The sequence below is a fragment of the Corynebacterium urealyticum DSM 7109 genome (assembly GCF_000069945.1).
Classification (GTDB): domain Bacteria; phylum Actinomycetota; class Actinomycetes; order Mycobacteriales; family Mycobacteriaceae; genus Corynebacterium; species Corynebacterium urealyticum.
In genome coordinates, this window is the sequence record NC_010545.1 from 1063502 (window position 1) to 1089222 (window position 25721).

A 25721-nucleotide genomic window follows, 5' to 3' on the forward strand; every position below is an offset into this window, starting at 1 on the left:
AACAATACTGTGACTGTCAGCTGTAGCCGGGAGCCATTCATAGCTTTTGGCTAAAACCACCCGGCCAGCTCGCGTAGGATAAAGCATCAGCATTGTTGAAACATTGATAGGTAGCTGTGACCCACAAAGAGTATCGGCCGACCATTGCGCAGGTCCGGACCTTCGCGACGATCGCGGAACACGGCCACTTCGGCACCGCCGCGGCGCACCTGGGCATTTCCCAGCCCTCGCTCTCGCAGGCACTCGCGACCCTCGAGCAGGGGCTCGGAGTGCAGCTGATCGAGCGCTCCACCCGAAAAGTCATCGTGACGCCGATGGGGCGGTCGCTGTTGCCTTTTGCCCACGCCACCCTGGAGAGCGTGGACGCGCTCGTCGATCATGCCAACTCTGTGAAAGGCGGGCTGGGGAGCGCACTGGTGGTGGGGATGATTCCGACGATCGCGCCATTCCTTCTTCCGGATTTCTTGCGCGCCCTCGACGAGCCACAGGCTGGGGATACTCCCCGCATCGTGGAGGAGAAGACCCACCACCTGGTCGATGCCCTCCGGCAAGGGCGTATCGACGTCGCAGTCCTGGGCCTTCCCTTTGAGGACGCCGGGCTGACCACGATTCCCCTCTACGACGAGGAGTTCGTGGTGGTCGTCCCGGAAGGCCACCCGATGGCCGGACGCCGTGATCTGCGGGTCACCGACCTCGAAAAGCTTGACCTTCTGCTCCTCGATGAGGGGCACTGCTTGCGGGACCAGGTGATGGACCTGTGCCGCAGGGTGAATATGAGCCATGATCCCCGGCTGGCGGTGACCCGGGCAACGAGTCTGTCCACCGTGGTGCATCTCGTGGCCGCCGGGCAGGGTGCGACTCTCGTCCCGCTGAGCGCGGTGCCCAGTGAGTGCCAGCGCCCGGGCATCGGCCTGGCGACCTTTGACCCCGAGGAGAAGGCGGCGGGTCGCACCGTGGGGATTGCCTACCGCTCCAGCAGCGTGCGCACCGAGGATTACGAAGAGCTTGGGCGGGTCCTCTCCGAGGCGTATGAGGTGGTACAGAAGACTGCTCGAGCGGAGCTGGCCGCTAGCCTTGGTGAATAATCAGGCTCGCTAGCCGTACCTCGCCGGCCTCGTCTGTAGCGGCCAGGTCCACCATGCCTTCGAAGGCCCATCCGTGGTCCTTTTCCGGGTCGTCCAGAATCTGGCGCACGCGCCACTGGCCCGGCGCCCCCTCCGGAGCCTCGTCGATGAGCACCATCGAGTTGGAACGGGCGTCGGCGTCGACCCCCAGGTCCGCATACTCCTCGAAGTAGTCGTCCATGGCGGCCGGCCAATCGGGTGTTTCCTCCAAGTAGGAGTCCAGTTCTGCCAGCTGATCCTCTTTCTCGAAGGCGAAGAGTTCGACGTGGCGGAACATGTGGTTGCGCACCATGCGCCGCAGTGCTCGCTTGTTGGCCGAGAGAGCGGAACTATCGGTGACCCCGAAGGCGTGTTCCGTGACCTGCTCCTCAGTGAGCGGGGCATCAGGGTCGGAGAGGGTGGCCCACTCGTCCAATAGGGAGGAGTCCACCTGGCGGATGAGCTCGCCTAGCCACTCGATGATGTCCTCGAGCTCCTCCGTGCGGTAGCTCTGTGGCACCGAATGATCCAGGGTGCGCCACGCGTCGGTGAGGTAGCGCAGCACCACGCCCTCGGAACGCCCCAGCTGGTAGGTCGCGATGAGGTCCGAGAAAGTCATGCCCTTTTCGATCATGTCCCGCAGAACTGACTTCGGGGAGATGTCGAAGTCCTTCGCCCAAGGGTTGGATTCGCAGAAGATCTCGAAGGCATTGTCGAGGGAATCGGCCAGCGGCTGCGGATAGGTGACGTCCTCGAGGATGTTCATCCGCTCGGTGTAGTCCACGCCTTCCGCCTTGAGCGCGGCGAGCTCCTCATCGCGGGCCGCGCGCTGCTGGCCGCTGAGAACCTGGCGGGGATCGTCGAGGACCGCCTCGAAGGTGGAAATCACGTCCAGGGTGAATTCTGGGGACTCCGGGTCGAGCAGGTCCAGGGCAGCCAGCGCGAACGGGGCTAGAGGTTGGTTGAGTGCGAAGTCGCGCTGCAATTCCTGGGTCAGGCGGGCGTCCTTACCGGATGGCGTGTCCGCATCGAATTCCTCGACCACCTCAGAACGGAGAAGGCCACGGTAGAGCTCAATCGTGGTGCGGATATGCGCGTTCTGCTTCGCGCGTGTTTCGTGGCTGCTGCGGAGCAACCGCTTCAGGGCAGCGAAGGTCCATTCATCGCGGGCGATGATGTTCAGCAGCATCGAGTTGCTCATCGTGAACTGGCTGACCAGCTCCTCTGGCTCCGCGGTGAGCAGGCGTTCGTACGTGCTCTCGGACCAGGTGGTTCGGCCCTGTGGTGCGGATTTCTTGCGCAGCCGCTTGAGTTTCTTCGGGTCCGTTCCGGCCCGCTGGCGGAGCCGGAAGTTCTCGATCTCGTGTTCCGGTGCCTGGACGACGACGGTGCCTTCCGTGTCGTAGCCCGCGCGTCCCGCCCGTCCGGCAATCTGGTGGAACTCCCGCGACTTCAGGATGCGGTGGCGTTCGCCGTCGAACTTGGCTAGCTCCGTCATGAGTACCGAGCGGATCGGGACGTTGATTCCCACGCCCAGGGTGTCGGTGCCACAAATGACGGTCAGTAGGCCCTGCTGGGCAAGCTGCTCCACCAGGCGCCGGTATTTCGGCAGCAGGCCGGCGTGGTGGACACCAATCCCGCGGCGCAGCAGCTTGGACAGGGTTTTGCCGAAGTTAGTGGTGAACTTGAAATTTCCGATGGCTTCCGCGATCGCCTTCTTCTTCTCCTCGCCGACCAAGCTCAGGCTCGTCAGGGCCTGAGCGCGCTCAATGGCCTCGCGCTGGGTGAAGTGCACGACGTAGACCGGGGCTTTGCCGTCCTTGACCAGCTCTTCGATGGTCTCGTGCACCGGGGTGTAGACGTAGTCGAAGCTCAGCGGCACCGGTCGCACCGAGCCTGCGACGTGGGTGCAGGGCCTGCCGGTGCGGTCGGTCAGGTCATTCTCAAGCCACGTGGTGTCGCCCAGGGTGGCGCTCATCAGCAGGAACTGGGCGTGGGGCAGTTCTAGGAGGGGGACCTGCCAAGCCCAGCCGCGGTCGGGTTCGGAGTAGTAGTGGAACTCGTCCATGACCACTTGGTCGACCTGTGCATTCTTGCCGTCGCGAAGGGCGATATTGGCGAGGATCTCGGCGGTGGCACAGATGATGGGGGCGCCGCCGTTGACGGTGGCATCACCGGTCATCATGCCGACGTTTTCTGGACCGAAGGTCGCGCACAGGTCGAAGAACTTTTCGCTGACCAGCGCCTTGATTGGGGCAGTGTAGAAACTGCGCTGCCCGCGTGCCAGTGCCACGAAGTGGGCAGCCAAAGCCACCATGGACTTTCCGGAGCCCGTGGGGGTCGCCAGGATGACGTGATCCTGGGCGACCAGCGCTGTGGCGGCCTCCTTCTGCGCCTCGTAGAGGCTGATCCCACGATCTTCCGTCCACCGCAGGAACGACGCCAAGACGGCGTCGTCGACGAGTCCTTCAGGGACCTCGTCGAGGTCGGGGAGTAGGTCGGCCAGCTGGGCAGCGATTCCCACTACTGTGTGTCTCCTTCACCGTCGTCGTGTGGGTCGTTGCTATCGCCGGGCTTCTTCGGATCCTCCCCATCTGCCTCGGAATCGGTATCCGCCGCGTCATTCATCCGGGCTAGGAATGCCTCGAACTCGGCGCCCAGCTCCTCGCCAGTGGGGATGTCCTGTCCTGGTTCGAGCAACGAACTCTTCTTCTTTTGAAGCCTACGGACTTCCTTGTCGTACTGCTGCTCGAGGGCACCAACGACGGTGGCGATCTCGTGGGAGTCCTGCGTCTGCTGTGCGAGCTGCTGCTGCACCCGGGACATATCCTTCTCGAGCGTCTTCAACGGAAGCTCGCGGTCGGCAAGGTCTGCGAAGGCCTTCAGCAGCGCGTAGCTTGCCTCCGGGTACTCCGAACCGGCGATGTAGTGAGGCACATGGGCGGTAAGCCCAATGGCGTCGAATCCTGCGGCGGACAGCTGCATTTCGGTCTCGAGCGCTGCAGCCCCGGGGACCACCAGCCGTGCGTCCCACGTGTGGTAGTCCCGCACCAGCGACGGTTCCGAGGCATGCGCGGAAACCACCAGCGGGCGGGTGTGCGGCACCGTCATCGGGGCAGAGTAGAAAGAAATCGCTCGGGAGACGTTTGCTCTCTGCGCCAACTCCACGATCGCGTGCCCAAAAGCCTCCCACTTCAGATCCGGCTCAGGGCCGGCGACCAGCAGGAAGGGCCGGTCGTTGACATCCTTGACGATGCGTACGTCCAGGCTGAGCTTGTCGGACTTAGTGATCCGGTTCTCGTCGATCGTGATGCTGGGGCGCCGTGCGCGGTAATCCAGCAGATCATCGAGGTTGAAGCTAGCGACAACCGAGCTTTCCAGTGCCTCCAGGAGATGATTTCCACTGACTGCGATGGCCTGGCCCGCATCGGCATAGCCCTGGAGAGCGATGAGCATCGGAATACCTTCGTCCGGAGAATCCGCCTCTAGCGGGACGGGGTATTCCATTTCGTACATGGCGTTCCGGGGACGGCGACCAAAAGAATTATCCTGAGGCATCGTCTTCGCGCTCCCTTCCTTAACAACGACAGCGGGCCAGCAGGGCCGGGGCCAGGGTTTCAACCGAGTCCAGGTCAGCGAAAACACGTGGCGGGCACCGACGTGGGGAAGTTATCCACAGTCCCTGCGTGTCCACAGGGTCCTGGCTGTTCTCCTCCGCCGACCAACGCTACTGCGTCGGGGCTGGCCGAGTGATCGAGCACACTTTACTCATGAGATCACATCATTCACGTCATTCTAACCACAACGACCACCGGAATATTCCCCACGAGACCAGCGCCGCGCAGGCCCAGTCATCCGGCAGTAGGCTACGGGGCGCCCGAGAACACAGCGCAGCTCCAACCGGGCAACCCAGCATCTCCTTGGGAGCCGACCCCGGGGCTCTTTTGGCGGGTCTGCCGGCCATGCTCGGCTTCACACCGCACGACTCCCTGGTGCTCATCGGCCTCCAGCCGGCCAGCAAGGACAGGTCGCCTCGGGATAGCAGCCCGGGCACCCGGGCCGCCATACACCGCACCGTCACCTTTCAGGTAGGCCCCGTCGTGAGAGCAGACTTGGGCGGAGATAGCACCGGGGAGGCCATCGAGACCTTCTGTGCCGCCCTGGGCGCGCCCATCTTGGACACCGTGCCGACGGACCAATGCCCGCAAGCGATCATCCTCGTTATCGGCGACACCCCGGCCCGTGGCGTCGACGTGTTCACGGACACACGAACTCAACTCGCTCTGGCAGGAATCCCGGTGTACACCAGCCACTGGGCCCAGGAGATCGCAGATCATCAAAAGTGGGCGACATACGACCTCCACACACAACTATGGGTGGATGAGGGCACCATCCCGGTACAGAGTGCCAACCCAGTAGTTCTCCACGCGGGGGTGACCAACGCCCTGAACTTCGCAGCCCGCGAGGACATGGAATGCTGGCTGGACGAACAGGACCCACCCTTGGCAGGACATCTGAACCCGCAGTGCCTGGACGCCGCCCTCAACCAGTTGTTGGCAAAAACAGAAGAGATACTCGATGGACTCACCACGGTGGAGGACGCAATGGCGGACCAGCAGCTCCTCGGCGTGATCGCTGGGCTCTGTGCAGACCCGCGCAGTCAGGCCTTTGTTATCACCGCATCAATCGGCATGCCCTCGCCCGTAATCCGGTCACTTCTCGCGGCCACCGCTCGCCACTGTGTCGGCGACGTGAGAAGCAACGTGCTCTACGTGCTTACACAGGTACTCGTCGGGAATGGGGAAGGGGTAGTCGCGTTCCACACCGCGCGCCGGGCAGTCTGCGAAGCGACCAGCGCTAGGGGATGGAAGGATAATCAGGTGCTCGTCATAGCCCTGAAAACCGGCCTCGCGCTCCAAATCGTCAAGGATAAGGTCGCAATCGCCACAGAGGTCCTGAACGGGAAGAACCCCCACGAAGACATCTCGGGCGACACGAGGAAAATATTCACGCGGGTACTCGACTGGGATGCGGTAGGGCACCTTCGCCTCCTCGACAGCGAGGGGCGCGAGCTTGAGAACCCCTAAGGACGGGGAGCGGAGTGGGCCGCGTCACCCAGCGCGGAAGTAAACCGCCAAGCGTCCGACACCACCGTCGTCAGGTCCGAGAGTTTCGGCTCCCAACCCAGTTCAGCGATGGCCTTCGCACTCGAGGCGATGAGCACTGCAGGGTCACCGGCGCGCCGAGGAGCCTCGATTGCAGGGATCTCTGCTCCGGTGACCTCCCGGCAGGTGTCGATGACCTCCCGGACGCTGAACCCATCACCGCTACCGAGATTGAAGATCCGGTGCTCGCCGGCCACGTTGGAGGTTGCGGCCAGCACGTGGGCGTCCGCGAGGTCCTTGATATGGATGTAGTCGCGCACCGCGGTGCCGTCCTTGGTAGGCCAATCGGAGCCGAAGATACTGATCGACTCACGGTGCCCCAGAGCGACCTGCAGGACGATGGGGATCAGGTGGGTCTCCACCTCGCGGTTTTCACCGAACTGCTGATAGGCACCCGCGACGTTGAAGTAGCGCAGGCTCGTTGCCGCCAGATCGTAGGCCTTGGCGTAGGAGGTGAGCATGTAGTCGATCGTCAGCTTCGAGGCACCGTAGGGGTTCGTCGGGGCCGTGGGCATATCCTCCGTGATCGGCACCTGTTCCGGTTCGCCGTAGCAGGCGGCGGTGGAGGAGAAGACGATGTTCTTCACACCCGCTTCGCGCATCGCGTCCAGCAGTGTGAGGGTCGTGACGACATTGTGGTGCCAGTAGGCATCCGGCTGCTCCACGGATTCGCCCACGAGCGATCGAGCAGCAAAGTGAAACACGGCGGCGAAATCGCCATCCGCCAAAACCTCGCTGGCCACATCGGCAATGTCTCCTTCCACAAAGTTCGCCTTGGGGTGGATCGCGGACCGATTGCCGGTGCTCAGATTATCCACGACGGTGACGTGGAACCCATTTTCGATGAGGACAGCGGTGCACACGCTGCCCACGTAGCCCGCGCCACCGGTGACGAGGACGTTGCTGCCAGGTTCAATTGCGTTGTGTTCAGTCACTGTGGGGGCTTTCTTCAATAGAAGGAACGCGAGGTGTGAGGGGCCGCCGGACCCCAAAAATGGTTAAACGTCTGAGACGCTGCGGACGCGGACAGCGTGCGCCAACTCGCTGGGGATGGCGACCTCGGCAGAGCCGATACGCAGAATAAGGTGATCCTCAGCCGGAATCACAGTGACCGTGACACCCGGGAGAATGCCAGCCTTGCGCAGCCGCTTCATCAACGAGCCCTCGACCTGGACAATCTCGTTGAAGCTGGCGACCACGGCCTCATGCTCCTCACCGGCGGCAAGGTCGGCGGCACGAACCGAATTCGGATCCTCCGCCACCGCCGTCTGGGAAAAATCCGTGCTGTCCGCTGCCTGCTCGGTGAGGAAATTCAGCCCCGGGATAGGGTTGCCGAAGGGGGAGGTGTCGTGCTCATCGAGAACCTCGACCAGGCGCTGTTCGACCTCGTCACTCATGACGTGCTCCCACCGGCAGGCTTCGTCGTGGACCTTGTCCCACGGCAGCCCGATGACGTCGGTCAACAGACGCTCCGCGAGGCGGTGCTTGCGCATGACAGCGGTCGCGAGTGCCCGGCCCTCAGCGGAGAGCTTCAGGGAGCGGTCCTTCTCAACAGAGAGCAGACCATCGCGCTCCATGCGGGCCACCGTCTGGCTTACCGTCGGGCCGGACTGCTCAAGCCGTTCGGCGATCCGGGCGCGCAGCGGCGGGATGCCCTCTTCCTCGAGCTCGTAAATCGTCCGGAGGTACATCTCCGTTGTGTCTACTAGATCGCGCACCCTACTGGCCCTTTCTCACCTTTCGAGCTGATGGAAGCCTCGAAAAAATCAACGCCTCAACCATACATCCCCGATCCAGGGGAGTGGCGCACTATACCGCGTATTCGCGGAGTTTGTCCGCGCGCTGGCCCTCCCGCAGCTTCGCCATGACCTCGCGCTCGATCTGGCGCACCCGCTCACGGGAAAGACCGAACTGACGACCGATCTGGTCCAACGTCCGGGGAAGGCCATCATCTAGTCCATAGCGCAGGGTGATGACATCCTGCTCTCGCTGCTCCAAAGTCGCCAGGACGGAGCGGATATCGGAGTGGCGCAGGCTGGCGACAACAGCAGCCTCGGCATCCTCCGCCTCAGAGTCCTCGATGAAGTCGCCCAGCGGGGCTTCCTCGTCGGTGCCGACCGGCATGTCGAGGCTCACCGGGTCGCGGGACTGCTTCATCAGCATCTCGATCCGATCCTCCGGGATCCCCGACTCTTCAGCCAGCTCCTCGTACGTCGCCTCACGACCCAGGTGCTGGTACATTTCGCGCTTGATGCGGGAGAGCTTATTAACCTGCTCCACCAGGTGAACCGGCAGGCGAATAGTGCGCGACTGGTCGGCCATACCGCGGGTGATGGCCTGACGGATCCACCAGGTGGCATAGGTGGAAAACTTGAAGCCCTTCTTGTAATCGAACTTCTCCATCGCGCGGATCAGACCCAGGTTGCCCTCCTGGATCAGGTCCAGCAGAGGCATGCCACGGCCGGTATAGCGCTTGGCCAACGAGACCACGAGACGCAGATTCGCCTCCAGCAGGTGAGTGCGTGCGGCCTTGCCCTCACGGGCGAGAATCTTCACATCGCGCTTCTTCGCACGCGTCAATGGCTCGCCACTCTTGAGCAGCTGCTCCGCATACAGCCCAGCCTCGATGCGTTGGGAAAGTTCAACCTCGTCCTCAGCAGTCAGAAGGGCAGTCTTGCCAATGCCGTTGAGATACACCCGGACGAGGTCGGCCGAAGGGTTTTCGTTATTGCCTCGGCGCCGACGGCGGTCAGTATTCTGCTCCTGCTGCGAAGAATCGTCCTTCGTAGACGTCGCGGGGGCAGAATCGCTGCCGTTGGTGGACTTGCTCATGCAGTTCGGTCTCCTCTTGAGCTCACGATGGGCATCCGACGGGGCGCTATTTTTGAGGCGCTAATACTACCAACGGCCGAGGTCCGGGTTTTGTTCCCAGACCCAGGTTCACCGTCGGGGCGAGGAATGCGTACACCCCACAAACGGGGGCTACTCACCCCACGCTTCGCCGACCTAACACTCAACCAGCACGGTATAAGGGCCCTCGTTCACGGAGCTGACCTGCATATCCGCCCCAAACTCGCCAGTTTCAACATGGATCCCACGGTTCCGGAGCCCGTGGACGATCTTCTCAATCACCGGCTCAGCAGCCGGACCCGGCATCGCCTCCGACCAGCTGGGGCGCCGACCCCGCTTCGTTTTACCCATCAGGGTGAACTGGCTAACCACCAGCACGGAACCGCCCACCTCCTCAACCGACAGGTCCCGTTGGCCACCCCACGGCTCACCCGAGGCGGGGAACAACCGAAGCTCGGCGATCTTGCGCACCATCGTCTCCCACGCGTCGGCGTCGTCGTCCCTACCGCTGCCGATGAGCGCAAGCAACGCCGGACCGGAGACCTCACCGACTCGACGGACCTCACCGGAATCATCCCGGACGTCGACGCTGGCCTGACTCACCGTGCTGATAACTGCCTTCATGATCCTCCACTTACCTTTCTGCCCAGTCGACCAGACTGCTCGGCAATACGATGCCGTGACGAACGAGGTCGACGATGATCCCCAGCATCCTCTCCATCAGGACCTCCTCATAATCAACGTGCGACTCGTCTTCGGAAGGCCCCGTCACAGCCGCATAAAGCCCCAGCACATCTTCCAGGGCCAACCCCTCCGGATTCAGACCGGCGAGGATGGACTCCACCGCGGCGTCGATCTCATGCGTCCAAGCCGGACCATCTGTCCGAGCCAGGCGGAGAGATAGTTCCCGGAAACCCTGGCCGGCCTCCGCATCGGCCTGCCGCACCAACTCGGTGGCCACCCCAGGACGAACGGCAAAACGCTCGGCCAGGACATCCTCGGCGGATACGTCGGCCAGCCACTGACTGCGGATGAACCACTCAGCCACCTCCGCGCCCAGCGGGCTGCCCGGCACCATGGTGTCGGGCAGCTGTTCTACGGTGACCTCAGTGGAGCCATCGATAGCTCGAAGGTGCGCAAAACCCAGCGCAATATGGCTCACACCGTTGTCAGCCAGGTAGTGAAGCCACTGCCCGGCCTTCCTCCGCCCCTCTGGGGATCGTGGGTCGATCCCTTCGTCGCTCAGCCACGTCGTCACATAGGTCTCCGGGTCCACATACTCCCGCACCAAGCCGTAGGCACGCACCCCTTCCGCCGGCAGCCAACGCCCCATCTTCGACGCCACCGAATCCTCAGCAGACACCGCCCAAGAACACAGAATATGCGCCGTTCCGCCGGGCGCGAGGTGCTCAGGAGCACGAGAGACGACCAGCTCGGTCGCACGGTCCAAGCCCAGCCCAGAATCACGGTAGACATGTCCGACCTCCGGGGGTTGGACCACAAAAGGCGGATTGGACACGATGAGATCGAAGCGCTCACCCGCCACTGGCTCGAACCAGGAGCCCTCCCGCCACTCGATGCAGCTCTCGGGAGCTGCCACACCTGTAGATAGCTGACCCTGGGCCTGTGCAAGCTGCGTGCCATTGATGGCGGCGAAGTCCAACGCCCGGCCACTAATATCCGTTCCCACCACGTGCGCCTCAGGGTAGGCCAATTGCAAGGCCAAGCTCAGCGCCCCACCACCGCAACCCAGGTCGAGGATCCGCCTCGGGGACGGCAGCCACGGATTGTCCGCCGGCGGGATGGCTCGAAGCAGCGACCGGGGAGCGTTACCCAGGCCCGGTACGTGATCATCCGGGGTGGGTTCCTGCGGCCACAGGCCAGCATCCGGATCCGACGCGAGCAAGAATTCGCCGCCAAGGCTGGGTGCATCGCCATCCGCACCACCGAACAAGTGTGGGAAGGAATAAGGGCGGATATCCACCCGCAGCTGCAACTCATCCGCACTGCCGGGCAGGGATGCGATCAAGCGGGCGTCGATGGCGCGCCGGGTGAGGTCAGTGCCGATGAGTTCCTGCCACCTCGCCCGGGTTGCTGGTTCCCGTAAGACGAAGAGCTCCACCAGTTCGGCTGCGCCTGTGTCGCGATTGGAGTGGCCCCGGCTATAGCTGCGGACTGAGCGCAGCGCTCCGGCTGGGTTGGCAAGGTTGAGGGAGCGAAGGCCGGCCTCGCCCAGGACGTCCTCGAGCAGGGTAGTGCTGAGACCGCGCTCACGGGAAGCGGCGAGAAGGCTGCTGAGGGCCTCGCGGGCGGGCTGGGAAGTGAGCTGCATGCTGGAAGGTTGGGTTGTCACTGTGGGGATTGCCTTCTTTTCTCGGTCGTGGTTGGGAAACTGGCTCTGCATGCCGCCGGGAAATCACTGTTCTTTTTATGGGCGCTGGGGCAGTGGCATGCTGCACGTCCACCCTGATGATGGCCGAGCTAGTCTTCTGACTTGTGGTCAATGACGGGGTGGCGGCCGGCAGAGTCTACGTGGCTGGGCTCCAGCTGTCGCTGCGGGCTCGTCGCCTGGGAGAGCTGAGAATTGGCCAGTGCCTCCCGGTTCGCCCGCACGAGGCCGGGCTTGTAGACCTTTTCCGACTCCTTGGTGGCCTCTCCCGACTCGTTGGCGAGCATGACCGCAACCCAGGGCAGCGGAACACTGATGAACGCCACCACCGCGCCCAGCATGAGGTTATTGGTGACCCACAGCAGGATCACGGCCAAGACAAGCACCGGGATGCGGGCGATCTGGAGCCCCAAATATAGGCGACGCCGGTGGTGCCAGTCCTCCAGCTGCGACTTCTTTGCGTCGGTGATCCGGTCAACCCGCTTGCCAGGACGGCGGAAACGGCGCGCTCCGGTGGCCGAAGTGCCCCGGGTACGACCGGCACGTTTCTCTGCTGCTGACATACCGTCTACGGTAGTACGAGAGTCAATTGTGGGAAGCCCCCAGGGGCAAGATGGAGGATTGTGAGCGCCACGAGCACCAGCACGCTGGAACGTCCGAAGGTTGATGAGCGGGAGCAGACTCAGGACGACACCCCAAAGTTTTTCCACTACGTCAAGAAGGACCAGATCGTGGAGTCGGCGGTCATGGGCCGATTGGTGGTTGCACTGTGCGGTGAAACCTTCCCGGTGACGAAGCAGGCAAAACCGGGTTCCCCGGTGTGCCCGGAGTGCGAGGAAATTTACCAGAGCCTGCGTAAGAAGTAGGTCCGATACAAGGTGAAAAGAACCCTCCGTGCCTGGCAGCAGGAGGCCCTGGACCTCTATCAGGAGCAGCAGCCGCGGGATTTCCTGGCGGTTGCAACCCCGGGTGCCGGTAAGACCACCTTCGCCCTGACGCTGGCGTCGATGTTGCTGGAGAAGCGCGTTGTCCAGCGACTCGTCATCGTGGTTCCCACCGAGCACTTGAAGGTCCAGTGGGCGCTCTCCGCCGCTGCCATGGGGATTGCCCTCGACGCCGAGTTTTCTAACTCCTCGCCATTCAACAACGCCTTCGACGGCGTGGCCGTGACCTATGCCCAGGTTGGTATGAAGCCCACCAAGCACTATCAGGTGGCCACAGCTCAGAAGACCCTAGTGATCCTCGATGAGATCCACCACGCGGGTGACGCGAAGAGTTGGGGAGACGGCGTGCGCTTGGCCTATGCCCACGCTGAGCGCCGGCTGGCGCTGACCGGTACCCCGTTCCGCTCCGATGACGCCCAGATCCCTTTCGTGGACTATATCGAGGTCCCGGGCACCGACGGTGCGCTGGAGTCTCGAGCGGACTACACCTACGGATACTCGGAGGCGCTTCGCGACGGCGTGGTCCGGCCGGTGGTCTTCATGGCCTACTCCGGCCACGCCCGGTGGCGTTCCAGCGCGGGCGAGGAGTTCGAGGCCCGGTTGGGTGAGACCCTCACTCCGGAACAGACCGCCCGCGCGTGGCGGACGGCGCTGGACCCGAAGGGGGAGTGGATCCCCGCGGTACTGAAGGCTGCTCACACTCGCCTGCTGAAGCTGCGCACCCACATCCCGGATGCTGGCGGTCTGGTCATCGCGACCGATAAGACGACTGCCCGCGCCTACGCCAAGATCCTGTCGACGATCAGCAGCACTCCGGTTACCGTCGTCCTTTCCGATGAGGTCGGTGCCTCCGACCGCATTAAGGAATTCTCCGCCAGCCAGGATGAATGGATGGTTGCGGTGCGCATGGTCTCGGAGGGTGTGGACGTGCCCCGCTTAGCGGTGGGTGTTTATGCCACGAGCGCGGCGACTCCGCTGTTCTTCGCCCAGGCAATCGGCCGCTTCGTGCGCTCCCGCCGCAAGGGTGAGTCCGCCAGCGTGTTCCTGCCCAGCGTGCCGGTGCTGTTGGATCTGGCGTCCAAGCTGGAAAAGCAGCGCAACCACGTGCTTGGCGTTCCTAAGAAGGACGAGGAAGGCTGGGACGATGAGCTGCTGGCTCAGGCTAACCGCGAGGAGAACGAGCCAGATGAGCTGACGACCTACGAGTCCATCGGTGCGGAGGCCGAACTGGATTCTTTGATTTACGACGGCTCGACCTACGGTACGACCACTCTGGCCGGTTCCGCGGAGGAACAGGATTATCTGGGTCTACCAGGCTTGTTGGACGCGGAACAGATGCGCACCCTGTTGCAGCAGCGACAGGCCGACCAGGTCGAGGCACGAGCCCGAGAAGCCGAGGAGCGTAAGCGCCGGGAGGCCGAAGCACGACGCAACGGTAGTGCTGCCGGTGGAATGAGCGGCGCGGAGGCGCACCGTCGCCGGGTGGCCAGCGAGGAGCTGCCGGCGTTGCGCAAGGAGCTCAACGCGCTCGTGAACATGACGGCGGCACGGACCGGTAGACCACAGGGGTCGATCCACAACGAGGCTCGCCGCAACTGTGGTGGACCTCCGACCGCGTTGTGCACCGCTGAGCAGCTGCGAGACCGTATCGCCTACCTGCGCGACTGGTAGGCTGTGCCCTCATGCCGGGTACACCGCAGCCCGGGTCAGGGATATGAGAAAAATTCCGAGAAAGGATCGTTGAGGCGAGATGGCGAAGAAGAATCCAGCTGGTGGCCAGCCGGCCGTACAGCCCCGCGCGCCCCAGGTAGCCAGCCGGATGTCGCTGGCCGCGCTGATCCTGGGTGTGCTCGCCCTACCGGCGGGCCTGCTCCCGCTGATCGGCATCTTTGTGGCGATGATCGCGCTGGTGGTGGCGATCATCGCGTTGGTCCGCGCGAACCGCCACGCCACGGCGCGAACCTACCCCATCGTGGGGCTCGTGCTCGCAATTCTCGCGATGGGCCTTGCACTGATCACAACGAAGGTAGCTACCGAGTTTCCGGAGCAGTGCCAGGGACTCAGCGACGACAAGCTAACCCAATGCGTCAAGGAGCACCGAGGAAACTAGCTCCACGCTGGTTGGTGTTGTGGTTGCCGAAAAAGAACGCTCCTCGAACAAGGGGCAGATAACGAGAAAACAACCGCCGGGACACCCGGCGGTTGTTTTGCTTTTCCGGCTCCGCATAAGCCGGTTAGACGTGCGCTTTAGTCCAAGTAGTCCCGCAGAACCTGGGAGCGGGATGGGTGGCGCAGCTTGGACATCGTCTTCGACTCGATCTGGCGGATGCGCTCACGGGTCACACCGTAAACCTGTCCGATCTCGTCCAGGGTGCGCGGCATGCCATCGGTCAGACCGAAGCGGAGCTTTACCACGCCGGCCTCACGCTCGGAGAGGGTATGCAAGACGTCCTGCAGCTGGTCCTGCAGCAGTGTGAAGGACACCGCGTCCACGGCGATGACAGCTTCGGAGTCCTCGATGAAGTCTCCCAGCTGGGAATCGCCCTCGTCGCCGATGGTCTGATCCAGGGAGATTGGCTCGCGGGCGTACTGCTGGATCTCCAGCACCTTGTCGACCGTGATGTCCATCTCGCGGGCTAGCTCTTCTGGCGTCGGCTCTCGGCCCAGGTCCTGCAGCAGCTCGCGCTGAATGCGACCGAGCTTGTTGATGACTTCCACCATGTGAACCGGGATGCGGATCGTGCGTGCCTGGTCAGCCATCGCACGCGTGATCGCTTGGCGGATCCACCAGGTGGCGTAGGTGGAGAACTTATATCCCTTGGAATAGTCGAACTTCTCCACCGCACGGATCAGGCCCAGGTTGCCCTCCTGGATCAGGTCCAGGAAGGCCATGCCGCGCCCGGTGTAGCGCTTGGCCAGCGAGACCACGAGGCGCAGGTTTGCCTCCAGCAGGTGGTTCTTTGCCTTGCGGCCGTCTCGGTCAATCTCGCGCAGGTCGCGGCGGTTCATTGGGGAGAGGCGCTCACCGGACTCCTTGATCTGCTTGAGCCGGTAGTTTGCGTACAGGCCAGCCTCGATGCGCTTTGCCAGCGAGACCTCCTGCTCCGCGTTCAGCAGGGCGACCTTACCGATCTGCTTCAGATAGGCGCGGACGGAGTCTGCAGATGCGGTGAGGGCAGCGTCGCGGCGGGCCTGGCGCAGAGCGGCGGACTCGTCCTCGTCCCACACGCTGTCGTCGCGTCCGTCCTTGGAGGTCGAGGACTCCTCTTCGTCGTCCTCGTCTTCTTCCTCCTCGTCGGCGTCCTCATCCTCATCCTCGAGGTCGTCGCCGAGGTCGTCATCGAGATCCTCGTCCAGGTCCTCGTTGATGTCCTCCAGATCCGGCTCGACATCGTGATCGAACTCTTCGTCGACGTCCTCCGGATCCTCGTTGGCGGTGATCTCGGCGTCCTTGCTCTTCGCTTCGAGCTGTTCCTGCGTCTTCGCAGCAGCCGTCGCCTTGGTAGCCTTCCGTGCGGTCTTCTTGGCAGCCTTCTTGGCGGTCTTTTTCGCCGTCTTTTTAGCGGTCTTCTTGGCGGTCTTTTTCGCCGTCTTCTTCGCGACCTTGCGGGTGGCCTTCTTAGCCGCCTTCTTCGCCGTCTTCTTCGCGATCTTCTTTGGCTCCTCGACTGCATCTTCAGACGCAGACGCTGCTACGTCTGCTGCGTCTGTTGCGGCAGCTGCGGACGCCGTCTTCTTCGCGGCAGTGGCGCTTGTTACCTTGCGGGCCGTGCGCTTGACTGCCTTGCGAGCCGTCTTCTTGGCGACTTTCCGTGCAGCAGTGCCAGTCGTCCCGCTTGCGTCCTGGACGCTATCACCGCTGGTGGTTGAGTCTTGAGAAGCCACAGAAGCCCTTTCGGTCGGGGATTGTTGCAACGTACGGCTGTGGCCGCCGGGCAAAGCCGGCGACCTCGTTGTACGTTTAGGAAGGTTCCCCGCTCGGGGTGTCCCTACCAGTCGCTATCCAAACTACGTTTGCTCGCCGATTCCTGGTGGATAGCGACCAGGAATTGACGCATTTTGTTCTACTCGCCAGCATACGTCCGCCAACGAATTCGTGTCGGTGACGTCAGTCCGACCCGGCCTGCAGGGCGGTGTTCTGCTGCGGAGTAGTTTCTCTGAGCAGCCGGAATGCTGCTCCTGGCGCCCAAGCGCCCAACGGCCGACCATTATAGCCAAGCTTTATTGCTCATGCCGGTTAGGGGCGTAGCCCCCAAGAAGCGGCGAGTCCCGCCCCAATGACGCCCGCGCTGTTGAAGTGTCGCGCGATGCTCACACGGACCGAAGGCTCTTCGAGCTCAAGCTTGGGCAACCACCGGTCTGATTCGGCGGAGATCCCGCCGCCGAGGATCAGCTCCTGGGGCCGCAGCAACGCGACATAGGTGTTGAGCACCGTGCTCACCCGGGCTGCCCACTCGGGGAAAGAAAGGTGCTGCCGAGCCTTCACCGCCGCCGAGGCCCAATGCTCTGCAGCGCTGGGGGAGCCGTCGTCCGTCAACACGGTTAGGTGCCCCAGCTCGGTATTGGGGTACAACCTGCTTCCGCGGAAGAGAGCAGAGCCGATCCCTGTGCCAAAGGTCAGGAAGAGCCGACTGTATTCCGGGTCAGCAGCCTCGCCGGCGGCGCACGGGCCGCATTCAGAAATGCCGGCAGCGTCGGCGTCGTTGAGGAAGAACCACTCTACCTGGAGGGCGGAACGATCCGACGGGCCGTACGACAACGCCTTCCTCAGGGCGTCGTCGAACACCGCGGCGGGTCGGGTACCGATCCAGGAATGCGCGATATTCGCTGCGGTGCGTGCCTGCTGGTTGGCTACCACGCTGGGAATGGCTACGCCGATCCGGAGGTTCTGAACCCTGCTGAGGGAAGATGCCCCGGGGAGGCCCGTGCCAAGTTCTTGGGCGAGTACCTGTGTTGCGAGGGTCGCGACGGCACCCGCGACGGCTTCTGGGGTTGCTGGTTGGGGAGTGGGGGCGGTGAATCTTTCCCCAACGAGACAGTGGTTGCGGGTGTCGACGAAGCCCGCCTTGATTGCGGAGCCTCCGACGTCGACGCCCACGGTGATGCCCGCCCATTCAGCGCTATTCGCCTGCTCGGTGCTCATGGGTCTGAATGCTACACATCAGTGGTATCTGTGGAGGCATGACCGAGACCTTGTTGCTTGATAAATCCACCACTAACTATGTCCCCGAGGAGATCCCGGGCGCAGCGAACGTACGCGAGCTGCAGGCTGCTGCTGAATATGTTGCCGCACGCGCTGCCGCCTTGGTGCTGCGCATCCGCCGGGAACGCACTGAAGGTGAGGCGGTGGCGGGCTCCGTCATCGAGCTGATGGGTTCGGCGATGCCGGTGGCGCAGACCAAGTCTTCCGCAGTCGACCCTGTTACCGAAGCGGATCGTGCCGCGGAGAATTTTATCCGCGAGTGGCTGCACGCCCAGTTCCCGCAGGCCACCGTCGTCGGCGAGGAGGAAGGGGCGGATGACCCTGCCCCCGATTCCAGCCTCGCTGAGGCAGCTGGGGCACGGCTGGAGTGGATCGTCGATCCGATCGACGGCACCGTCAACTTCGTCTACGGGATTCCTGCTTTTTCGGTGTCGGTGGCTGCTGCCTTCAACGGAGTGCCGGTGGCCGGTGCGGTTGTGGACGCTGCCCACAGCCACGTTTTTGGGGCCTGTGTCGGTGGCCCAGCGACTGTCGCCCCCATTGATTTGAAGGGCGAGGGAGTAGTCGTCGGTGAGCATAAGAATATTAGCCGACAGGAAGGACGGAAGGACGCTGCGCAGGCACTCGTAGCGACCGGCTTTTCCTATGACGCCGAGCGCCGTCAGCGGCAGGCACACGTGTTGGGAAACGTCCTGCCCCACGTGCGAGACATCCGACGCTTGGGCTCCGCCGCACTCGACCTCTGCATGGTGGCTAGCGGTCAGGTGGATGGCTACTACGAGCACGGGCTTAACGGCTGGGACTACGCTGCCGGCGCGTTGATTGCTGCTCGAGCGGGAGCGACCGTTGTTATCCCCACGCTTGACTACACGGCGGAGAGCGGATTGCCCATCATCGCAGGCGTACCGGGGGTGCAGGAAGAACTCGAAAAAATGCTGTTGAGCCAGGGTGCAGGGGGTAGCATCGAGCAGCTTTCTTTGCCATGAGTAGGGGGGAGGTGACAAGTATGCACCTCATGGCCTAATATCCGCCTTCAGCACGCATGAGGCGCCCTCAAATAAGCGCCGAATGGCTGCCGCGAAGAATGGGCTTGTGACCCTTAAGGCGGCAGGTGGCGGGGATCCCGCCCAATAATCAATGAGCATCATCCGAGGAGTGTGGGAGGACAACGATGGCCACGGACTACGATGCACCGCGGCGGAGCGCTGAGGAAGAGCTGGAGACTGACTCTCTCGAAGGCCTGAAGGCCGCAGAGAAGGCAGAGCCAGCGATCTCGGACACCGATGATGGCGAAATTGTGGAGCCCTTCGAATTGCCGATGGAGGAAGTCTCCGGGGAGGAGCTATCCACCACGGTTACGCCGAAGCAGAACGACGAGTTCACCTGCTCCGAGTGCTTCCTCGTCCAGCACCGAAGCCGTGTTGGTGAGAAGCTCAGCGATACCGAGTTTATCTGTGTCGACTGCGTTTAAGGCATAAAGGGACCCGGCCTGCGGGGAAAGCTGAGCAGGCCGGGTATGCGGAGGCGCTGGGATCCCTTAGTAAATGGGCCTTCCCAGCGCCTCCAGCAGTTTCTGGGGGTTCTTGCTGGAGACTAGCCAGTACGGGGTGGGGTCCAGTGGATCATCGAGCACGAGCATCGCCATCGTAGGAATCCACCCCTTGTGAATAACGAAGGCCGCAGGGTCGAGCTGGCGACCTAACGCAGCCTGCTTCGCGGTGGGTGGGATGACCAGCGTGCGGTCGACTACGGAGGCGGGGAGTTGTGCGTCGCCCGCGCGGATAATTCTTTCACCCTGGGAGTTCTCGAACACCTCGATCTTTGTGCGGGATAGTGCGATAAGCCCCCACGCCGCAGGGGCAGCCGCGATCACCCCGGCGACGAGCAACCACCACCAGTCGCGCCCCATTTGCGCCTGCCAGGCGATGATGGCGACCACGCCGATGGCAGCGAGCCACCAGGACAGCGGTACCCGCTGGGACTCGCTGTACAGCACCCGCGTTCCGGCCGCCTCGCCGGGCCTCGCCGGTGGTGGGGTCGATGCTCCGTTCGCAGCGTCCATGACTCGCAGAGTGCTCCTCGTCTACCTGTGCTTCTTTACCCAGGCTCTGCCGCGCAGGCGCATACGTGCCGCGCCGAGCCTTTATTGGGTGGCATTTACCGGCCACCATCATACCCACACACCAGCGGGTTCTTCGAAGCCGCCGCTGCTCCCAGCACACGGGAGCTATTCGTGCATTGGGTCCAAAAAGGTGAAGTGGCGACCTTGTAGAGTGGAGCCTCATGAGCAGTCCGTTGGAAATTTTTCAGATTGACCCATCTCTCCCGCTCCCGAACCGGGCACACCCCGAAGACGCGGGCATCGATCTCTACTCTGCCGAGGACATCACCTTGAAGCCGGGGCAGCGCAGTCTGGTGGGTACGGGAATCGCCATGGCGGTGCCGGTTGGCAAGGTCGGCTTGGTGCACCCGCGTAGTGGACTGGCGGTAAAGAAGGGGCTGTCGATCGTTAACGCGCCCGGCACAATCGATGCTGGGTACCGCGGGGAGGTCAAGGTCAATCTGATCAACCTTGACCCCGAAGAGACAATCAACATCAGCCGCGGCGAACGCATCGCGCAGGTGCTGATTCAGAACGTCAGCCTCTGCGAGGTCGTCACGGTGGACAGCATCGACCAACTCGGGGAAACCACCCGAGGAAGCGGTGGCCACGGCTCCACCGGTACACGCTGAGACGTGGTCGGGCAGTCGAATCAGATAGTCGATTAAATTTAGTTACTAGCATTTAAAGACCAGCGGTGACACAGGCGAGCCTCTCATTAGTGAGTGCGGAAGGACAGTTGTTAAAAATGTGGCCCTTTTCTAAGAAGAAGAACGAGCCCAGTGGTGTAGAACCAAGCACACCTCATAGCCAGGCCGAGCAGGAGGTCCCAGGCGCGGCTGACGGTGCTGCGGCCGGCCCAACGGAAAATGAGCACCCCGTGCAGGGTGAGGATTTCGGCCCCTTCGACGGGGACACGCTGGACTACCGCGAATACAATTTCAGCGATTTCGCCAAGGGCGGGCTCGACCTGGGGTCCATGATGATTCCGGTTCCGCACGAGGCCGAGGTGCAAGTGGAAATGGGTGACGATGGCCCGCAAATGCTCCACATTCTCACCCCCTTCGGCCGGGTCACACCGGTCGCTTTCGCCGCCCCAACCACCGGCGAACTCTGGGATAACACGGTGCCGACGCTCATCGAAGGCATGGCAGCTGACGGGCTGGAGGCAACCACCGAGGAAGGGCCATGGGGCGCCGAGATCGTTGCCCAGTCCGGCGACGGCACACTTCGGGTTATTGGGGCCACGGGCCCGCGATGGATGCTGCGGATGACCCTCGCCGGACCACAGGAATCGGCTGAGCAGATGGCCGCCTTGGGGCGCGAGATTATCGCCCGCACTTTCGTCGTTCGAGGCACTGACCCGATCCCTGCCGGCGATCCGTTGCCGGTTCAGCTCCCGCAGGCCATGGTTGAGGAACTGGCACGACACCTGCAGGAAAAGCAGAACACCCCGGCGCAGCCGCAAATGCCCAACAAGGATGGCAATGACTAGCCCGGAAACTATCACTCTGGATCTGGACCAGCCTGGCCACCGCGGCGTAGTCATCGGCCAGCACGATGGTCAGATCGTCTTCGTCCGTGGCGGACTGCCCGGGGAGAAAGGTGTCGAGGTTGCACTGGACGCAGCGAAAAAGAATGGCAAACAAAGATTCCGCACGGGTGAAGCACTGACTATTGACCAGCCGAGCCCGCACCGCGTGCCAGGTCAGTGCGACGCCGCAGCTGTAGGAGCGGGTTGCTGCGACCTCGACTTCGTTGATGCCGAGGGCTCGCTGGACTTTAAGCAGGCGGTAGTCATCGACCAGTTCCGCCGCCTCGGCAAGTTCGAACTGCCGCAGGCTTTCCTCGATGCTCATGTCCGTGCGGCAAGCCTGTGGCCTTTTACCCATTACCGCCACCGCGTGCGCCTCGGAGTCGACGCGGAAGGGCAAACTGGTCTGCGGAAACCTAAAAGCAACGATATCGTCCCGGTAGACGAGGTCGATTGCGCTCAGTGGCTGCCCGGGCTGGCGGACGGCGTTGCCAGTCTGAACCCAAGCCCAGGCAGCGAAGTCGTGGTTGGCGTCGGCCGCGACGGTAAGCGCTCTGTTGTGGAGCTTAAAAAGACCCGCCGGGGCCGGAAGCGCCGTGTACTCGACGGCGAAGGCGAGGTGACTCATTCGCACTTCGGCGTGACTTGGAAGGTGCCGGTGGATGCGTTCTGGCAATCCCACATCTCTGCCAGCGCCTATTACGCCCGCTGGGTTGCCGACCGGCTGAACGGTGATTTGCATACCGTGTGGGATCTTTATGGTGGCTGCGGGGCGTTGTCCGCCGGCCTGCTGGGCTCTGCGCGCAACATTGAGATCGTGGACGTCGCAAGCAGCGCAACACATGCTGGACGGGACGCCTTCGCGGCAGACCGGGAGTCTCGTGCTGAAGGGGCGGGTACGGCCGTACGTTTCCGCAGCAGCGACGTCGGCGCGTGGCTGGAGAAGCTCGACGAGGTCGCGGATCTGGACGCCGTCGTCCTCGACCCACCGCGTACGGGCGCGGGGGCGGACGTCATTCAGAACGTCGCGCAGCACCGCCCACCGCGGGTGATTCACATCGGCTGCGATCCCGCCACGGCAGCCCGCGACGCGGGTATGTGGCGAGATGCGGGTTATGAGCTGCGTGAGATGGAGATCGTCGACGCCTTTGGGCTGACCCATCACGTCGAGACGTTGATGTACTTCGAGGCGGCGGGCGAATAACGCTGAAGGCGGTGTCCCCACTAGGATGGGGCGTGCACAAAGAATGTGGGATGGAGAGAAACTGAGTTCAATGGGAATCCTTGAAAATATTTCCTCACCAGCGGATCTGAAGTTGCTCGAAGAGGGCAAGCTTGATCAGCTGGCGCAGGAGATTCGGGAATTTTTGATTGAAAAAGTTTCCGCGACCGGCGGACACTTGGGGCCTAACCTCGGTGTCGTCGAGCTCACGATGGCGCTGCACCGCGTCTTCGACTCGCCGTCCGACCCTCTGATCTTCGACACGGGCCACCAGGCGTACGTCCACAAGATTTTGACGGGTCGTCGCGACCTCTTTGACACGCTGCGGCAGAAGGACGGCCTGTCGGGCTACCCCGACCGTGCGGAAAGCCCGCACGACTGGACTGAATCTTCCCACGCCTCGGCGTCCCTTTCTTATGCCGACGGACTGGCTAAGGCTTTCGAGCTCAGCGGTCAGACGCACCGTCACGTCGCAGCTGTCGTTGGCGATGGTGCTCTCACAGGCGGCATGTGTTGGGAAGCACTGAACAACATCGCCACCGGTAAGAAGCGCTCGATCGTCATCGTGGTCAATGACAATGGGCGTTCCTATTCGCCGACGATCGGCGGGTTGGCGGAGAACCTCGCTGCGCTGCGCCTGCAGCCCGCCTATGACAAGGTCATGGAGTCCGGGAAGAACACCCTTGGTCGCATGGGCTGGGTTGGGGACCGCGCGTTCCAGCTGATCTCCGGGCTCAAGGAAGGGGTCAAGCACTCTATCCTCCCGCAGGAAATGTTCTCCGATCTGGGGCTGAAGTACATCGGTCCGGTTGACGGTCACGATATTGGCCAGGTAGAAAACGCGTTGCGTTATGCGAAGGACTACGGTGGCCCCGTCATCGTCCACACGATCACCCACAAGGGCAAGGGCTTCGACCCGGCGGAGAACGACGAAGCCGATCAGATGCACGCCACGGGCGTGATCGACCCCGTCACGGGTGTGCCGAAGGAAGCCTCGAAGCCCGGCTGGACGCAGGTGTTTTCCTCGCACCTCATCGAGCGGGCGGGGGAGAGGGATGACGTCGTGGCCATCACCGCCGCGATGGCCGGCCCCACTGGCCTTGCTGAGTTTGGTGAGGTGTATCCGCAGCGCACCTTCGACGTCGGCATCGCAGAGCAGCATGCCGTGACCTCGGCCGCCGGACTTGCCCTCGGTGGCTTGCACCCGGTTGTTGCGGTGTATTCGACTTTCCTTAACCGAGCTTTCGACCAGATGCTGATGGACGTCGGCCTGCTTGGTCTGGGCGTGACTTTCGTGCTGGATCGCGCTGGAATCACCGGCCCGGATGGTGCTAGCCACAACGGTATGTGGGACATGTCTATCACCGGAATTGTGCCGGGGATCCATGTCGCCGCCCCGCGTGACGGAGCGCAACTGCGCCTGGCGCTGGACCGGTGCCTTGATGTTGACGACGCTCCCACCGTCGTTCGCTTCCCGAAGGGCAGCGTTCCGGCGGACATCTCCGCAGTGCGCCAGGAGTCGAGCTACGACGTCTTGTTTGAGCACAGCGCGGACGACGGCGACGGCGCGAAGAAACTGCTGGTGATTAACTACGGCGCTCTCGTGGGTCAATCCCGGGCGGCCGCAGAGGCAGCCAAGTCCAAGGGCTGGGAGGCCGCGGTTGTAGATCCGCACTGGGTCTATCCGGTTTCTGAACAGCTGGTTGAGCTTGCCAATGACGCTGACCTGGTTGTGACAGTCGAGGATAACGGTATTCACGGAGGAGCCGGTTCTGCACTGCAGGCGGCGTTGAGTGCCGCAGAGGTGGATACGCCGGTGCGTTTGCTCGCCGTGCCTCAGGAATACTTGGCACACGCTTCAAGGGGCGAAGTGCTCGAAGAGATCGGCCTTGACGTCGCGACCGTGGAACGTCGCGTGACTGGGTGGCTCGACCGCTTTTAGGGGGATTTAGCGGTTCCGAGTCCGCCCAAGTGCGGGGGAGCGGGTCCACCGGGTTTAGGGGGGGGTGCCCCCCCCTGTTCACCCGGTAATGGGGGTAATTAACAACGAGAATGTTGTGTAAATACCCTGTGAGATCAAATTAGGCTTGCCTATCTTCAGTCTCTTTGACAGTATCTAGGGGGACTTAGGGCAAGCTAACCTTGCTTGTTCGGTCATTTTTCGGAATAATACCGGCCGTACCTCGGTGCAGAGGCTGGCCGGGACGAACTAGGAAGAGCAAAAGATTGAAGATCTCCCACGCACTCGTTGCGGCAGCCGCCGGATTCTCCCTGATCCTCACGGGCTGCGCAGCCGAGAATAACTCCGCCGAGAATAACTCCGCTTCCAGCCAGCAGAATAACGCCGACCGCACTTACACTCTCGAGGCTGAAAACGGCACCATCGAGCTGGAGTCCGAGCCGAAGCGCATCGTCGTCCTCGACTATGCCTCCCTCGACACCCTGGCTGCGCTGGGGGAGAAGGATCGCGTCGTGTCCACCGCCAAGGCTGCCACCATGCCGAAGGCTGCAGAGGGGATCGAGGCTAACGCCGGCTCTCTGAAGGAGCCGGACATGGAGGCCATTGCCGCAGCGGATCCGGATCTGATCCTCATCGGCGGGCGTCAGGCGAAGATGCTCAAGGAGTTCGAGAAGATCGCCCCGACCGCGAACATGACGATCAACTATGACCACTACACGATCGATAGCAGCCTGGAGCGCGTCGAGGCCCTGGGCAAGCTCTTCGGCAAGGAGGCCGAAGCTAAGGAGAAGGCCGACGAGATCCGCGATCGCGTAAAGAAGATTGCCGACTCCGTTCCGGCTGATAAGAAGGAAGCCGCAGTCCTGATGACCAGCGGTGGCGAGATTAGCCTCTATGGTGCGGACTCCCGCTTCGGCCTGGTCTTCAACGACCTCGGCTTCACCCCGGCAGGAAACATTGACAGCGATAGCGCCCACGGTGAGAACGCTTCCTTCGAGCTGCTGAAGAAGATCAACCCGAAGACCATCTTCGTCATCGACCGCGACGCGGCCATCGGACAGGAAGGCCACTCCGCAAAGGCCACTCTCGACAACGAGCTGGTCAAGCAGACCGATGCGGCCAAGGAGGACCGGATCTACATGCTGAGCGGTGCTGACTGGTACCTCAACGGAGGCGGCATCGACGGCCTGAACACCATGCTCGACGATATCGAGCAGGCACTCTAAGAAAACAACAGCCGCGCCACGGGC

At 62.7% G+C, this 25721-nt stretch carries 23 protein-coding genes; 12 read left to right on the forward strand and 11 right to left on the reverse strand.

What is annotated here, in order from left to right; genetic code table 11:
• The first annotated feature begins 116 nt into the window (after positions 1–116).
• Positions 117–1085, forward strand: a complete 969-nt coding sequence (locus CU_RS04455) for a hydrogen peroxide-inducible genes activator (RefSeq protein ID WP_012360137.1) — start codon at positions 117–119, stop codon at positions 1083–1085.
• Here CU_RS04455 and CU_RS04460 read toward each other — a convergent pair.
• Together CU_RS04460 and CU_RS04465 are read right to left on the reverse strand one after the other, a co-directional pair.
• Positions 1069–3627 (reverse strand): DEAD/DEAH box helicase, encoded by a 2559-nt coding sequence (locus CU_RS04460; RefSeq protein WP_012360138.1) that lies wholly within the window; start codon positions 3625–3627, stop codon positions 1069–1071. The genes CU_RS04455 and CU_RS04460 overlap by 17 nt on opposite strands.
• Positions 3627–4661: a PAC2 family protein gene (locus CU_RS04465; RefSeq protein ID WP_012360139.1), complete on the reverse strand. Its 1035-nt coding sequence runs from the start codon at positions 4659–4661 to the stop codon at positions 3627–3629. Before CU_RS04465 ends, CU_RS04460 begins: the two co-directional genes overlap by 1 nt.
• A gap of 212 nt (positions 4662–4873) precedes the next feature.
• Between CU_RS04465 and CU_RS04470 the strand changes: the two genes are divergently transcribed.
• On the forward strand, positions 4874–6190 hold the full coding sequence (locus tag CU_RS04470; protein WP_262368135.1) for a DUF4192 domain-containing protein: 1317 nt from the start codon (positions 4874–4876) through the stop codon (positions 6188–6190).
• Here the strand turns inward: CU_RS04470 and galE are convergent.
• The 6 genes from galE to CU_RS04500 form a co-directional block, all read right to left on the reverse strand.
• Positions 6187–7203 carry a UDP-glucose 4-epimerase GalE gene (gene galE, locus CU_RS04475; RefSeq protein WP_050816643.1) on the reverse strand — a complete coding sequence of 339 codons (1017 nt, stop codon included), beginning with the start codon at positions 7201–7203 and terminating at the stop codon, positions 6187–6189. The two genes, CU_RS04470 and galE, sit on opposite strands and share 4 nt — an antisense overlap.
• Before the next feature lie 63 nt (positions 7204–7266).
• Positions 7267–7986 (reverse strand): metal-dependent transcriptional regulator, encoded by a 720-nt coding sequence (locus CU_RS04480; protein ID WP_012360142.1) that lies wholly within the window; start codon positions 7984–7986, stop codon positions 7267–7269.
• Positions 7987–8077: 91 nt separating this feature from the next.
• A complete protein-coding gene (locus tag CU_RS04485; protein WP_012360143.1) occupies positions 8078–9100 on the reverse strand; it encodes a sigma-70 family RNA polymerase sigma factor in 1023 nt (340 codons plus the stop codon).
• 174 nt (positions 9101–9274) lie between these two features.
• Positions 9275–9742: a D-aminoacyl-tRNA deacylase gene (gene dtd / locus CU_RS04490; protein ID WP_012360144.1), complete on the reverse strand. Its 468-nt coding sequence runs from the start codon at positions 9740–9742 to the stop codon at positions 9275–9277.
• 10 nt (positions 9743–9752) lie between these two features.
• Positions 9753–11450, reverse strand: a complete 1698-nt coding sequence (locus tag CU_RS04495) for a DUF7782 domain-containing protein (RefSeq protein ID WP_231837761.1) — start codon at positions 11448–11450, stop codon at positions 9753–9755.
• 149 nt (positions 11451–11599) lie between these two features.
• Positions 11600–12070, reverse strand: coding sequence for a DUF3099 domain-containing protein (locus CU_RS04500; RefSeq protein ID WP_012360146.1), 471 nt, complete (start codon positions 12068–12070; stop codon positions 11600–11602).
• A gap of 60 nt (positions 12071–12130) precedes the next feature.
• On the opposite strand from CU_RS04500, the gene CU_RS04505 reads away from it, so the two are divergent.
• The 3 genes from CU_RS04505 to CU_RS04515 all read left to right on the forward strand — a co-directional run bounded on the left by CU_RS04505 (position 12131) and on the right by CU_RS04515 (position 14561).
• Complete coding sequence (locus CU_RS04505; protein WP_012360147.1) at positions 12131–12373, forward strand: DUF3039 domain-containing protein; 243 nt, start codon at positions 12131–12133, stop codon at positions 12371–12373.
• A 12-nt stretch (positions 12374–12385) separates the two neighbouring features.
• Positions 12386–14122, forward strand: a complete 1737-nt coding sequence (locus CU_RS04510; RefSeq protein ID WP_012360148.1) for a DEAD/DEAH box helicase — start codon at positions 12386–12388, stop codon at positions 14120–14122.
• Between the two features lie 79 nt (positions 14123–14201).
• The gene (locus CU_RS04515; RefSeq protein WP_231837762.1) at positions 14202–14561 is read left to right on the forward strand and encodes a DUF308 domain-containing protein; all 360 of its coding nucleotides are present in this window, start codon (positions 14202–14204) and stop codon (positions 14559–14561) included.
• A gap of 137 nt (positions 14562–14698) precedes the next feature.
• Here CU_RS04515 and CU_RS04520 read toward each other — a convergent pair whose 3' ends face one another.
• The gene (locus tag CU_RS04520) at positions 14699–16336 is read right to left on the reverse strand and encodes an RNA polymerase sigma factor (protein WP_012360150.1); all 1638 of its coding nucleotides are present in this window, start codon (positions 16334–16336) and stop codon (positions 14699–14701) included.
• A 352-nt stretch (positions 16337–16688) separates the two neighbouring features.
• Positions 16689–17594: an ROK family protein gene (locus tag CU_RS04525; protein ID WP_012360151.1), complete on the reverse strand. Its 906-nt coding sequence runs from the start codon at positions 17592–17594 to the stop codon at positions 16689–16691.
• Positions 17595–17602: 8 nt separating this feature from the next.
• Here CU_RS04525 and CU_RS04530 point away from each other — a divergent pair, with 8 nt between their 5' ends.
• Positions 17603–18640, forward strand: a complete 1038-nt coding sequence (locus CU_RS04530) for an inositol monophosphatase family protein (protein WP_012360152.1) — start codon at positions 17603–17605, stop codon at positions 18638–18640.
• Between the two features lie 185 nt (positions 18641–18825).
• Entirely contained in the window at positions 18826–19125 is a 300-nt protein-coding gene (locus CU_RS04535; RefSeq protein WP_012360153.1) for a DUF4193 domain-containing protein, read from the forward strand.
• A gap of 66 nt (positions 19126–19191) precedes the next feature.
• Here CU_RS04535 and CU_RS04540 read toward each other — a convergent pair whose 3' ends face one another.
• The gene (locus tag CU_RS04540; protein WP_012360154.1) at positions 19192–19716 is read right to left on the reverse strand and encodes a DUF3093 domain-containing protein; all 525 of its coding nucleotides are present in this window, start codon (positions 19714–19716) and stop codon (positions 19192–19194) included.
• Positions 19717–19937: 221 nt separating this feature from the next.
• On the opposite strand from CU_RS04540, the gene dut reads away from it, so the two are divergent.
• From dut to CU_RS04565, 5 genes are all read left to right on the forward strand, one after another.
• Positions 19938–20387 carry a dUTP diphosphatase gene (gene dut, locus CU_RS04545; protein ID WP_012360155.1) on the forward strand — a complete coding sequence of 150 codons (450 nt, stop codon included), beginning with the start codon at positions 19938–19940 and terminating at the stop codon, positions 20385–20387.
• Between the two features lie 116 nt (positions 20388–20503).
• On the forward strand, positions 20504–21250 hold the full coding sequence (locus CU_RS04550; protein ID WP_012360156.1) for a DUF3710 domain-containing protein: 747 nt from the start codon (positions 20504–20506) through the stop codon (positions 21248–21250).
• Positions 21243–22493: a class I SAM-dependent RNA methyltransferase gene (locus CU_RS04555; protein WP_012360157.1), complete on the forward strand. Its 1251-nt coding sequence runs from the start codon at positions 21243–21245 to the stop codon at positions 22491–22493. The genes CU_RS04550 and CU_RS04555 overlap by 8 nt, the downstream gene beginning before the upstream one ends.
• A 70-nt stretch (positions 22494–22563) precedes the next feature.
• The gene (dxs, locus tag CU_RS04560; RefSeq protein WP_173362311.1) at positions 22564–24453 is read left to right on the forward strand and encodes a 1-deoxy-D-xylulose-5-phosphate synthase; all 1890 of its coding nucleotides are present in this window, start codon (positions 22564–22566) and stop codon (positions 24451–24453) included.
• A 284-nt stretch (positions 24454–24737) separates the two neighbouring features.
• Positions 24738–25697, forward strand: coding sequence for a siderophore ABC transporter substrate-binding protein (locus tag CU_RS04565; RefSeq protein WP_231837764.1), 960 nt, complete (start codon positions 24738–24740; stop codon positions 25695–25697).
• The last annotated feature ends 24 nt before the right edge of the window (positions 25698–25721 follow it).